8 protein-coding genes are annotated in these 13,409 nt (G+C 39.6%); 6 read left to right on the top strand and 2 right to left on the bottom strand.

The window, feature by feature from the left end:
• The first annotated feature begins 62 nt into the window (after nucleotides 1-62).
• From BCM40_RS12825 to csaB, 5 genes are all read left to right on the top strand, one after another.
• Complete coding sequence (locus BCM40_RS12825) at nucleotides 63-2,030, top strand: S-layer homology domain-containing protein (protein ID WP_065525560.1); 1,968 nt, start codon at nucleotides 63-65, stop codon at nucleotides 2,028-2,030.
• 118 nt (nucleotides 2,031-2,148) lie between these two features.
• A complete protein-coding gene (locus tag BCM40_RS12820; protein ID WP_065525561.1) occupies nucleotides 2,149-2,886 on the top strand; it encodes a WecB/TagA/CpsF family glycosyltransferase in 738 nt (245 codons plus the stop codon).
• The gene (locus BCM40_RS12815; RefSeq protein ID WP_065525562.1) at nucleotides 2,883-4,442 is read left to right on the top strand and encodes a putative polysaccharide biosynthesis protein; all 1,560 of its coding nucleotides are present in this window, start codon (nucleotides 2,883-2,885) and stop codon (nucleotides 4,440-4,442) included. The genes BCM40_RS12820 and BCM40_RS12815 overlap by 4 nt, the downstream gene beginning before the upstream one ends.
• Before the next feature lie 48 nt (nucleotides 4,443-4,490).
• Nucleotides 4,491-6,404, top strand: a complete 1,914-nt coding sequence (locus BCM40_RS12810; protein WP_065525563.1) for a DUF5693 family protein — start codon at nucleotides 4,491-4,493, stop codon at nucleotides 6,402-6,404.
• Nucleotides 6,401-7,504 carry a polysaccharide pyruvyl transferase CsaB gene (gene csaB / locus BCM40_RS12805; protein ID WP_065525564.1) on the top strand — a complete coding sequence of 368 codons (1,104 nt, stop codon included), beginning with the start codon at nucleotides 6,401-6,403 and terminating at the stop codon, nucleotides 7,502-7,504. Before BCM40_RS12810 ends, csaB begins: the two co-directional genes overlap by 4 nt.
• Nucleotides 7,505-7,560: 56 nt before the next feature.
• Here csaB and BCM40_RS12800 read toward each other — a convergent pair whose 3' ends face one another.
• Nucleotides 7,561-8,688 carry an acyltransferase gene (locus tag BCM40_RS12800; RefSeq protein ID WP_065525565.1) on the bottom strand — a complete coding sequence of 376 codons (1,128 nt, stop codon included), beginning with the start codon at nucleotides 8,686-8,688 and terminating at the stop codon, nucleotides 7,561-7,563.
• 306 nt (nucleotides 8,689-8,994) lie between these two features.
• Here BCM40_RS12800 and BCM40_RS12795 point away from each other — a divergent pair, with 306 nt between their 5' ends.
• Nucleotides 8,995-11,166, top strand: coding sequence for a 5'-nucleotidase C-terminal domain-containing protein (locus BCM40_RS12795; RefSeq protein WP_065525566.1), 2,172 nt, complete (start codon nucleotides 8,995-8,997; stop codon nucleotides 11,164-11,166).
• Nucleotides 11,167-11,355: 189 nt separating this feature from the next.
• Here the strand turns inward: BCM40_RS12795 and BCM40_RS12790 are convergent, their stop codons facing one another.
• Complete coding sequence (locus tag BCM40_RS12790; RefSeq protein WP_065525567.1) at nucleotides 11,356-13,233, bottom strand: LTA synthase family protein; 1,878 nt, start codon at nucleotides 13,231-13,233, stop codon at nucleotides 11,356-11,358.
• Between the last annotated feature and the right edge of the window lie 176 nt (nucleotides 13,234-13,409).

The raw sequence follows: 13,409 nt of genomic DNA, 5'->3' as shown, positions 1-13,409 counted from the left end.
CAAAAAATCTCGATAAATTGGTGAATATTGTTTTTAATAACAAAAGGAGGAAAAAAGAGGATATGAAGAAACTATTACTGGGCTTTTTGGCAATACTGCTAGCTTTATCGGCTTTTACACAAGAAACGGCAAAAGCAGCAGATGATCTAACAGGTCATGCATATGAAGCAGAGATGAGAGAGTTAATAAAATTAGGGGTTATTGTCGGATACAAAGACGGAACAATTCGTCCCAATCAACAAGTAACACGTGCAGAGTTCGCGAAAATGGTCGTGAATTCATTTGAACTTGGCCCAGTAACAAAAAGCGCTTCTATGGAAAACGCAGGATTTGTCGCAGCTTCAACAGAAATTGCGGTAAGCTTTAAAGATGTATCATTAGAGGCTTGGTATTACGATTCAGTTGCAGCGGCTGTAAACGCTGGAATTATTAAAGGGTATGATGATAATACGTTCAGACCTAATGAGTTGATCAATCGTGAGCAAATGTCGACAATGGTTGCTCGTGCATTAAAAGCAAAAGGTGTCGTTATCGATATTACTGAAACAAAAGCATTGGATTTTACTGATGGTGCTACGATTAGAGATGATCACAAAGACGATGTTCGCATCCTTTCGCATTTAGGGATTATTACAGGAAATCACGACAAAACATTTAAACCAAAAGATGGTTCAACTAGATGGATGGTGGCTGTCGTTATGTTAAGAGCAAAAGCGCAACTTGTCCCGCCCAAAAATTTAGAGTTTCAAGTGTCTTCAATTACAGAAGATAAAACGACTGTATTAAAGCAATTTGATGATTTTGCAGCAGCAAAAGAATATGCACAAAAAACGTCTAAAGCTCAAGTAGTTGAGCGCAGCAACCAAATTCTTTGGATGAAACAAGGAATTGTTACAACAAACGCATTTACGGAAATTTATCCAACGGACAGCTTGAAAGCAAGCACGAGCACATTCCGTCCGTATGTACCTTCAAACACTGAAATGAAATTTTTAGATTCTACAGCGACAACAGTTAAAATAGAGTTGGCTGGCAAAGTCGGTTATGTAAGTTCAAAAGTGGTTCGTGTGATCCCGCAAGAAATGCTAAAAGGGCAGTCGTATTATGAAGTGTCTGGTAGCAGCTTGGTCCACAAGATTTTCAATCACTCGACTGGAAGCTATGCTTCGACAGGCGTTATTGGAAAAGCACCAAAAGAATTCGTCAGCGGCATGAAATACTATAGCTGGGACGGAGCAAAGTTTACAAACGCGTCCGGCGCGAAAGTAACGGAAAGCTATCAATACTTCAATGTGTTGCCGCTTCATACCGCAACAAACTATACAGCAGAAGATTTGGACAAATACTTGAAAGATCAATTCCCTTATTACAATAAAGTCCAATACGATAAGAAATGGACAGAAAGTCCGCTTGTCGGCGCTGGGAAATTCTTTAAGGAAATGGAAGCAACGCATAAAGTTAACGCACTTTATTTAATGTCTCACGCGATTCACGAAAGCCAGTGGGGAACAAGTAAAATCGCACAAGATAAAAACAACCTGTTTGGGTACGGAGCAGCAGATGGCAATGCATACAACGGAGCCTATTCTTACGCTACATTTAGAGAATCGATTGAAGATGCGGCTAAACGAATCAACACAAGTTACCAATCACCAACAGGCAGCTACTACAACGGATCGATTCTTGGAAACAAAGGAATTGGCATGAATGTTCGTTATGCATCAGATGCATTCTGGGGAGAGAAAATTGCGGGGCATATGTTCCGTACAGATCAGTATCTAGGAAGTAAAGATGTTAACCAACACAAGTTAGGTTACACAACAACAAGTCCGTTGAACTTCAGAAAAGATCCAAGTACAACATTTTCACCGCTTTACAAATTGGATACGTCAGAAGTACCAGTTGTGATTCGCACAGAAACAACAGCCGCTTCAGGTTCGTTATGGTATGAAGTCGCTTCAGAAGACAAAGCGTATACAAAGGCTTATGTTCATGGCAATTACATCAAGATGATGCCTGTCGCACAGTAATATAATTTACAAATTTTTAATAGAAGAACCCCGTATTCAAGCCATTATAGCTTGAACATGGGGTTCTTCTTTATGTTATACTAGCCTAAGATATTTTGCCCTGAAGAGGAGATTAATAATGACTTTAAAATTCGTTGATATATTGGGAGTGCCGTTTATTCACACAACCCAAAAAGACTTTATCGCAACACTAGAAACACATGTGGCAAAGCAAGAAAAAGCATTTGTAGTGACAGCCAACCCTGAAATCGTCATGCATTCGTTGAATGACGAAGCATATAAGCAAACATTAGCAAAAGCTACATACATTACAGCAGACGGGATTGGCATCGTCAAAGCTGCTGCAATTGTGGGTGAACCACTGCCAGAACGTGTAAGTGGGTATGACATTATGCTGGATTTGCTGGAAACAGCAAACAAAAACCACTCGAGCGTCTTTTTTCTAGGTGCAGCTGAAGAAGTGTTGCAAGCTACGGTTCAAAAAGCAAACCAAGACTATCCCAACATCAAAGTTGTGGGTAGCCACAATGGTTTTTTTGATTGGAACGACTACAAATTACCGCAACAAATTAAAAACACAGCACCTGACTTTGTTTTTGTAGCACTTGGATTCCCAAGACAAGAACAGTGGATTGGTGCGAATATCGATCAATTTGATAAAGGTGTGTTTATCGGCATTGGTGGAAGTTTTGATGTCTTTTCCGGTTCGGTCAAACGCGCACCCGAAATGTGGCAAAAAATGAACCTTGAATGGTTTTACCGTTTGGTAAAACAACCTTCTCGGTGGAAGCGTATGCTCGTATTACCAAAATTCGCAGCGACTGTGATTGGACGAAAGGCTCTACGTAAAGGATGAAAAACACGTTAGTTAAAAGTACGTTAATCTTATCAATTGCAGCGTTGCTATCAAAAATACTTGGCAGTTTGTTCCGGATTCCGCTTCAAAATATAGCGGGAGATGAAGTGCTCGGTATTTTCACACTCGTCTACCCGGTTTATATGGTCGCTTTAACGTTGTCGGTTGCCGGAATTCCCATCGCCATTTCAAAACTCATTTCAGAAGCACGTGCGAAAAAGGATGAGCAACAAGTCAAAAACATCTTTTTCACTTCGGGTATTTTAGCTTTACTCTTTGGCATAACCAGTTTTTCTATTCTTTACGGATTTTCTCATCAAATCGCAGCAGTGTTAGGTGGCCAAACGACCCGTCTTTCGCTCATCGTTGTGTCGTGTACATTACTCGTTGCCCCTTATATGGCAGTGTATAGAGGATATTTCCAAGGACATCAAAATATGACACCAACTGCTGTGTCGCAAGTAATTGAACAATTTATCCGTGTTGGCTTGATCCTTCTTGTCGCTATTTTTATGGTAGAGCGTCTGTACAGCGATGAACAAGTAGCAGGTGGCATTATGATTGGTTCAATTATCGGTGCGTTGGGTTCTTTTGTTTACTTGCGCATTTTGTACAATCGTTCATCGGTTAAAGTAGCGAAAAGTTTGCCTTTTAAATTAGTCCATTTTCGTTCAACCTTTAAAACGATTTTAAAAATCTCGATTCCCATTGCAATTGGTGCCATCACCATGGCTTTGTTGAATTTAATCGATTCCGTAACCATTCCGACAGCATTAAAGATGCACGGTGAAGCGACGGAAGATATCAATTCTCTTTACGGAATATACGGAAGAGGCTTGGCGCTTGTTCAAATCGTAACGGTTTTTGCGAGTTCGGTTATTTTGCCCCTTATTCCGTCAATTTCTGCAAAACTAACACAAAATGACAAAATCGGCTCAGCCAAGCTGATCAACAATACATTTTTTCTCACATATTTATTATCCGTTCCGGCTGCAGTAGGACTTGTCGTTTTGACGTTGCCGATAAATTTAGGCTTGTTCACAGATTTACAAGGCAGTACAGTGCTCGCAATCGTGTCGTTTAGTTCGTTGTTTACGTCATTAACTGTACTAGGGACGGGCGTTTTACAAGGAATCAACAAAGCGCGTCTTGGTGCGTGGATTATTATTGTGGGTGTAGGGATTAAATTGTTTTTGAATTTGACCTTAGTCAATTTATACGGATTAGTTGGCGCTGCTATTTCGACCGCAGCTATTTACTTGATTCTTTTCGTACTTAATGCCGTAGCGATCCGGAAATATACTGGATTTAGCTTTTTTCCGAAAAAGACCGGTACCATCGTTTTTGCTTCACTTGTCATGGGGGTAGTTATTTGGCTGCCAAGTTACCTATTGGATTTTGAAGAGTTGTCCAGAATGGCAGCTTTATTGTATGTGGGAGCAGCAGTCGCAATTGGCGGACTGATTTACTTTAGTTTGTTGCTAGTAACAAAAGCGATAGACCAAAGCGTATTGCAACGCATTCCTGTCATCAACAAATTCATCACCAAGAAATAGCGCCTGCAATCCAGGCCAATCCAAGAAAAGTTAAGGGTGTGTACTTACGTGAAAAAAGTATTAATCGGAATCCTCCTGGCCGCATTGCTATTGACCATTCCAACAGTTGTTCAACGTTTACAAATAGAAGAAGCAAATAAAAGCATCGAAACCATCGTTCCATATAAAACCACATCAAATTGGATGATTGAAGATCCAGAGCTTACATTTGATGAAATTTTAGCGGACTTTAAAAACGCAGGTGTTCAAAGTATCAGCTTAGAACCAGATACGGTCAGTTCTCTTGAACGAAAAAGACTGATTACAGCAGTAAGTTCTTCTCGTATGCAGGAATATCTTCTGCTGACGCAACAAGATCGATTAGAAGAACCTTTTACCAAGCCTGGTTTATTTATTCATTCAAACGATTCGTATGATTTTGAAAAAGTTATAGAAGGCTATTTTGAAGAACAACATACCTTTACCTTAAATGACGATGAATATTTGTTTATTCCGGGGAGTGCCGATACAATCCTGTCAACTCCGATCTCTTATGATCGAGAAGTGATTAAAGCTGTTTTAGATACTGAGATGATGGTAATTCCGCGGATCGGCAATTATACTGAGGAAGCTCAACTTGAACGAGTAAAAGACGATTTACTCGCTATAAAGCAAGATGGTGTCGACAAAGTATTATTCAGTGGTAAAGAAGTTCCGTTTTCTTCGGATCCAGTTGGGTTGAAAAAATTTGGCGAACAAATAAATTCAGCTGGCTATGAGTTAATAAGCATTGAATTTAATCCTTTAGATGGACTCAATCAACTGGCCTATTTGAATGATTTAAATCTCGTACGCCTTCACAGTCTTGGTGTTACAGAAGACAATATTACAGAAAGCGCACAAAAAGTTGTGCGCGCTGCAAAAGAGCGTAATTTGCGTGCGTTTTTTCTAAACTTAGATCAGAAGAAATACGAACAAGCATTGCCGGTATTGCAAAACTTACAAGCAGAAATAGACCTAGATTTGCCAGCGAGCTTTGCGCGTGGAGATTCACGGACATTTGAAGCTTATAGCGTTCCATTATGGCAAACCGCGATGGCATTGCTTGGTGTAATAGCGTTTTTGACATTAGTAGCTCAATCAATCTTCCAAAACAAAAAACTAACGCTCTTGGCGTTAAGCGGAGTTGCCTTGCTTGCTCTGTTGTATTTGGTTCTTCAACAAAGCATTATTTTAAAAGCACTAGCATTAGCTGTTGCTCTTGCAGCGCCTATCTGGGCGGTATTATTGAAAAAAGAGCCAGAGAAAAAAGGCTATTTGGTAAAATCTTATGCAAAAGCAGTCGGTATATCTGCGATTGGTATTTGGTTGATTGTCGTTTTGTTAAGCGGCAATCAATATATACTTGGAATAGATTTGTTTAGAGGGGTATCATTAATTTATATCGTACCAATTATTTTTGTTGCAGCTTATGCAATTTGGATGAATATTAACTTACTATCAAAAACCGAGGTGGGTTATTGGCGTACTCTAATTGAGTCTATATTAAAAGCTAGTGTCATTTATTGGCATATTATAGTTGTTGCGATAGTTAGTATCATCGCTTTATACTATTTTAGTCGGACCGGTAACGAGGGACAGGCTCCAGAAATTGAACTTCAAATTCGTGCATTATTAGAACAAATTTTATACGTCAGACCGAGAACAAAAGAGTTTCTTATTGGATTCCCATTCTTTGTCTTGGCGCTTCACATAGCCAAATCATATCCAAAAGGGTATTACTTCTTGCTCATTCCAGGAGTTATAGGCTTCTTATCGTTAGTGAATACATTTACTCATCTTCATATACCACTATTGATTTCATTACTTAGAAGTGGTTATAGTATAGTGTTCGGATTTATAATCGGACTTGTGTTGGTTTGGCTATATGAAAATGTGTGGAAAAAAATAGTGACAATTATAAGAGTGAGGTGGCAAGCGTGAGAGTTGTTTTATCTGGATATTATGGTTTTGACAACGTGGGAGATGAAGCAATTCTCTACGCCATTATCCATTCGTTAAAAGAGTACCATCCTAATATCGAGATTGTTGTGTTATCCAATAAGCCAGAAAAAACAGCCGAAACGTATCGCGTTCTTGCAGTGAACCGTTGGAGTTTGAAAGAAGTTCGCGCGGCGATCAAGTCTTCAGATGGATTGATCAGTGGCGGCGGCAGTCTTCTGCAAGATAAAACCGGGCGCAAAAGTATTCCTTACTATGCCGGCGTTATGAAAATTGCTCAGCAATTGAAAAAGCCTGTATTCGTTTACGCACAAGGAATGGGTCCTATCGACAGTAAGATCAATCAAATGATCGTCAAGCATGTCTTGAATTCAGTAGAGATATTGACGGTCCGGGATCAACAATCTGAACAATTGTTGAAGAAGATAGGCATTACCCGACCGATTCAGTTAGTCCCAGATCCAGTGATGGGAATTGATGCGAGAAGTTTTCAGAGTAGCTGGCTTTCTCAGCAAGCTTTTCAAGGGAAAATCATAACGGTCTCGGTTCGTGATTGGGAGAATGATGAATTTGCTTTTCAAGAAATTGCACGAGGGCTCGATCAACTCGCTGCGAAAGGAAGAGAAATCGTCTTTGTTCCCATGCACGGAAAGCAAGATTTCAAAACGTCTCAAAAAGTAGCTGAAATGATGGAAAACAGTGCACATATCGCGCCACACGATAGCACCATTCAAGAAAAAATGGCCATCATTAAAGAATCAGACGTGCTGTTTGGCATGCGTTTGCATGCACTAATTTTTGCGGCTGTTGGATATACGCCATTTGTCGCGTTGTCTTACGATCCGAAAATCGATTCGTTTGCGGGTATTGTCAATCAGCCGGTTCTTGGTCATGTTGAGTCAAAAGATTGGAACGCGACCGGCTTAGTGCAAGCCATAGAAAAGATTCTTTCAAATTATCCGGATGAGCTTGAAAAAGTAAGAAAAGAAGTCAAGCCTCTTCAAATACGTGCAAACGACACAGCACATGCAGTCATTGATTCGATTAAATTATCAGCTGCGGCAACCTTATCACAAAGTTAAACTACTAGTAAAAATAGGCTTTCCAAAAGGAACTTAACCTTTTGGAAAGCCTATTTTTATAGTTTGGGTTTATTCCACACGCGATTGCCTTGTCCAAAGAAAATCCAGCTTGATGGGACAAAGTCATAAAACAAGCGAACGATCAACCAACTGCTGAAAAACGTGATGAAAAGTATCATTAGCTGCCAAGAATGGAAAATAAGCGGCGTACCACCCGTTATAACTCTTTCCAAAGTCATTAAGAAGAAGGGGTGAATCAAGTACATGCCAAAAGAAACAGCACCGATTTCTATAACCACTTTCTTCAGACGAGATGACTTCCAAAATTCCATAAAATGAGCAACGATGAAAATTAACGCAGCTGCAAAGAAAGCATGTGTACTCCAAGCAAATTCCACAGTGCGGGTACTGCCAGTCCATTGATTTGTTCGAATTTCATAATAGATGTTCACATAAAAATACATCATGTACAAATAACCCGCTACAATCAACACGATAAAAGGCCACACTTTACGCCAATTGCCAATCCAAGCGGCCACTTTTTCATAATAGACTCCAAGAAATGCTCCGAAAAAGTAAAACAGAAAATACGACAAAGCAACCGATCCCTTAGCAGGTACTTGAAGATAAAATGCATTTATCAGGACCCATGCCCATTGAATGATAAAACCAATCAAAATCGCATATTTTCGAATAACAGAAAAACGTTGGAACAAGTAGAGGATTATTGGAAACATCAAGTAAAATTGAACACTGACAAAGACGAAATACAAATGGCTATGCGCTTTACCAGTTGCTATATCAATCAGAAATTCATGCCACATTTGAACTGGATCTGTGTAAATTTGATAAAAGTAAGCTTTAAAAAGAAAATAAAAAGCAGAAAAAACCACATAAGGAACCAAAATATACAATAACCGTTTCTTATAAAATTTACCGAATAAGCCAACCGTTAATTTTCGTGGATAATACGTATAAAACAAAACAAAGCTGCTCAAAAAGAAAAATACAGGAGTTCCAAATTTCCCAGCAATATTAAAAAAATTATAAATGAGAAAAGAAAAAGATTCCGGATCGCTGCTAACTACACCAGTAGAAGACGAATGAACGGCGAATACTCCTAACAGTGCAATAACCCGTGCATATTGAACTTCATCCAGGTGCTTTCTTGCTAATGGTTTCATATCGGTACCGCGCTTTCTTGGCAATAATTTATTTTTAAAAGGTCAATTTTATATTACCCTATTTAAGCATGCTATATGCGTTAAGGCACATTAAGGTTTTGTAAAGATCGTAAAGAAAATATATGGAAATCAAAGAAGTTAGAATAATGCTATTGTTGAATAAATTTCATCATGCTACACTGAAAATGAATGATTTCGCTCGGGAATTGGATGTTTTTCCTATTTTTGTTATGTGAATTTATCTAGGACACAATATCCACGCAAGGTTTGAGCGGATAGTTCAAAAAAATCAGAGGATGGTGTCGAATGAAGGGGAAAATGTTTAAATCAGCAGTTGCAATTGCTTTGACTACAAGTGTAGTAGGTATTCAGTCACCCACCACGACAGAAGCAGCAACAGGGGATTTTGAGCTAACGATTATGCACACGAATGACACGCATGGCAACTTGGACAAAGTAGCAAACCGTGTATCACTCGTGAAGCAAATTCGCGCTGAAAAACCAAACAATCTTTTGCTTGATGGAGGAGACGTATTTTCCGGAACGCTTTACTTTAATGAGTTTAAAGGGCAAGCAGATTTAGAATTCATGAATATGATGAAATATGACGCCATGACATTCGGGAACCACGAATTTGATTTAGGAGGAAGCGAAGACGGACACGCTGCACTTAAGGCATTTGTCGAAGGAGCAGAATTTCCGCTTGTAGCCGCAAACACTGATTTTTCCGGTGATGCAAATATGGCTGATCTTCAAAATGAAACGTACACAGCAGATTACAATAACGGTGAAATTTATAGCGGGATTATTAAAGAAGTTGACGGAGAAGAAATTGGGATTTTCGGTTTAACAACTGAAGAAACGACGTCGATTTCAAGCCCAGGAGACATTACATTCTCAGACTATATCGCAGCAGCAGAAGAAGCTGTAGCAGCATTTGAAGCAGAAGGCATTAATAAAATTATCGCTGTGACGCATTTAGGGTTTGATGATTCAACTGAATACGACAACGATCAATTGCTAGCAGCAGCGGTTGAAGGAATCGACGTAATTGTGGGCGGACATACACACAAAAAACTAAGCGAACCTTTCTTCTTCACAGGTAACGCAGAGCCAACCGTTATCGTTCAAGCCAATGAATACAATAAATTCCTTGGTCAATTAGATTTAACGTTTGATGAAGATGGTGTAATTACTTCGCAAACAGGTAAATTGCATGAAGTGGGTGCAGAAGGTGTCACTGCAGATCCAGAAGCAGCTGAAGCTCTTGTAAAATACTCAGACAAAATCAAAGAAGTAAAAAATCAATCGACAGGCGCAACAGCTGAAGTTTTCCTTAACGGAGGACGTAATGCAGGTGGCGTACGTACAGCTGAAACAAACCTAGGAAACTTGATTACCGATGGAATGTTAGCTGCAGCTAAAAAAATCGATGCGGATACAGTAATTGCTTTACAAAATGGTGGCGGAATCCGTGCATCGATCAATGTAGGCGACATTACAGTAGGTGAAGTATTAACGACAATGCCGTTTGGTAATGCATTGGCAATTATGAGCTTGACAGGTGCAGAACTAAAAACAGCACTTGAACACAGCGTTCGTCAGTTCCCAGAAGAAAATGGTGGGTTCTTGCACGTAGCAGGACTAGAAGTATCATTTGATCCGACACAACCAGCTGGCTCACGCGTAACAGAAGTCTTCGTGAAAAATGGAGATGTTCGCACAGCGCTTGATCCGAGCAAAACATACAAAGTAGCTACAAACACATTTACGGCTAAAGGCGGAGACGGTTACGAAGTATTTGCAAAAGCGTATAACGACGGCCGCGTAAGTGAACCAGGAAACATCGATTTCCAAATGTTCATCGATCACGCAAAATCGTTAGGGAAAGTAAAACCAATGCTAGAAAACCGCATCAACCCTAAAACACCGTTAACAGATATCATGAAAGACAGATGGTCATACACATATATTACAGATGTGTACCATAGAGGAATCATGAATGGCACAAGCGATACTAAATTCACACCGAAAACTGATTTGACACGTTGGGAAGCGGCAACCATCATTTCACGTATGATGAAGCTAAACCCAGAAACTGCACCAAAATCACCATTCACGGATATTTCGGATCTGCCACTAGCGCGTCAACAAGAAATTAACGCGGTATTCGCAGAAGGCTACATTACAGGTAAATCAGCTACGAAATTTAATCCGCGTGAAAAAATCTCGCGTGCACATTTCGCATTGATGTTCAGCCGCGTTTACGAAAAAGTAAACGGGGATTACAAAGTAGACCAGTTAGCGCCGTATTCTGATTACGGTCAGCACACACCTGAAACAAAAGAAGCAATCACCATCTTGCACAATCTTGGAATCGTACAAGGTTACAACGGTAAATTCATGCCGTCTATGAAGATTACAAGAGAAGAAACTGCAAAAATTGCTTCACTCACTGCACCACACACAACAAAATAAGCACTGAATAAAGTAACCCCCATACTCGGCAGTAAGTAGCCGAGTATGGGGGTTTTTGGTTTTGTTCTTTAAAACAGCGGAGACTCTAGCGAGATTTCGGCACAAGCCCGCCGGAAAGCGAAGCTGTTTTGCGAAATAGCAACCTTTAGTTTATTCAACAAAAAAGCGGAGCACATAGGCTCCGCTTTCTTATTGTTCAGGTAAGCTTTCCATATACTCATCCGACAGCTTTTCAAGCTGCAAAATACGATCGTAATCGTCACGGTATTGCTGATAATCCTCAACCGCTTTATCTGTTTCTAAATCATACGCGTTGCCATCATCAAAGTCTTTTTCAGGAATAAACAAAACCTCGTCATTCCAAAACGAACCGATAGGCAAATAATAACGCGCTCCCAGCAAGTTGCTGTCGTGGTTTAACAAATCCTGCCCAAAGACAATTTGTTCATCCAAGGAAATCCCCAGCAAATTCGCAAGAGTTGGCATCATATCAAGTTGACCACTTGTTTTTTCAAAAGTTTGACCATCATCCGTAATTCCGGGTGCGTGAATGACAAATGGAATATTCAAGCGGTCCAAAGTTCCGTATTCACGACCAAGCAACTCGCTAACCAAATTGACATCATTTTCGTGAATAGCGCTTTGTTGAAGACCAAAATGATCCCCGTAAATCGCAATAACGGAATTTTCGTAAATGCCTTCCCGTTTTAATTCTTCGATAAAGTCATTGATCACGGTGTCCATGTAATTGATCGACACTAAGTAATCGCCTGTTAACGAGTTATCAAAGCGCTCAGGAAGTTCTAGTTTCCGATCAGCTGCTGGCAATGTGAAAGGGTGGTGACTCGTCAAGCCGATGAGTTGAGCGTAAAACGGCTTGTTTTTCATATGTTGCTCGCGCAAGATGGGCATTGCTTTTTCAAACATGACACGGTCAGAAGGGCCAATCCCAATAACATCTTCCTCACCGAAAAATTCTCCATAGTAATAGCTGCTAATGCCAAGACCAGGATACAGTTCATCACGGTTCCAAAAACTAATGTCGTCTGCGTGGAACGTCATCGATTTATAATCTTCGGCAGCCAACAAACGCGGTAAGCTTGGGAATTTTTTAGTTCCATAAGTTTGCGATGTGGGATTGAATGCCACGGGATAAAGTGAAGTGTTTAATATAAATTCTGCGTCAGACGTGTTTCCAGGACCTGTTTGTTGGGCCGTATTAGGGAAATAAAAACTTTCGTCAATCAACTTGTTCAAATGCGGAGTAACTTCGGTACCGTCTACGTCTAAACCGACTGGGAAGTTTTGCATCGACTCTACTTGAATGACGATTAAATTCCGTCCTTCTGCCGCGTTAAAATAATTGCGCTCTTTTTCTGGGACAATATTCAATTGTTTAATGCGGGTAATTTCTTCTTTCAACTCGGCTAAATTGTCTACAGAAACATTAGTTTCAACAGCGGTTAAGTTTTCAGGACCGTAATAAATCTCCAAGGCGGAGTAATTTAAAATGCCTTTTTCTTGCGCCGCAATGACATTGTTCGAAATCGCTTCATCTTTATGAAGGTTAAAGTTGACTGCTGATACACCGACGCCTAAAACCAGCAAAACCGCTAAAATAATTTTTCGGTTGAGTTGTAAAGCAGGCAACGGGTATTTTTTGAAAACCAATAAAACAAGTAAGAACACCAAGTCTAAGAAAAATAACAAGTAAATCGGTTCTAATAATGCCGAGACACTTTCATTGATTGTGCCGACTTGACCTAACTGGAAAAGCGCAAAATACGTAACAATTCTCCCGAAAAATGAATAGTAGAGAATGACGGCCAAAAACAAAATAGAAAAAATAGTGTTGAGAATAAAATAAAGCGTCGGTTTCCAACTTGGTTTTGCCAACTCAAACAAGGAAGTGAAGATCAAAATATAGCTCAATTCCAAAACGATGGTTTGAGTCAATTCGACTTCTTGAAACAGCAGATAACGCAAGAAAAGCGCTTTGAGAAAAATAATACCAGTAAAAATAAAAAAATGACTTTTAGACAAATTTAACAAAAATGAATTTTTCATAAAGAACCACCTAATGACTTGGATTTGCTGTGATTTCCTAAGGAATGGCAAGGAAATGATAAAGTACAAAGCTATTGTATATTCTATGGAAAATTTACAAGAAGTCAACAATTCTAAGAAATACATTGAAACAAAGGAAAATATTTGGTAACGTTATGGGAATCTATGTAAAAAAG

The sequence above is a fragment of the Planococcus donghaensis genome (assembly GCF_001687665.2).
Lineage (GTDB): Bacteria > Bacillota > Bacilli > Bacillales_A > Planococcaceae > Planococcus > Planococcus donghaensis.
The sequence above is the reverse complement of the archived record's forward strand: the minus strand, read 5'-3'. Positions and strand labels throughout refer to the sequence as shown.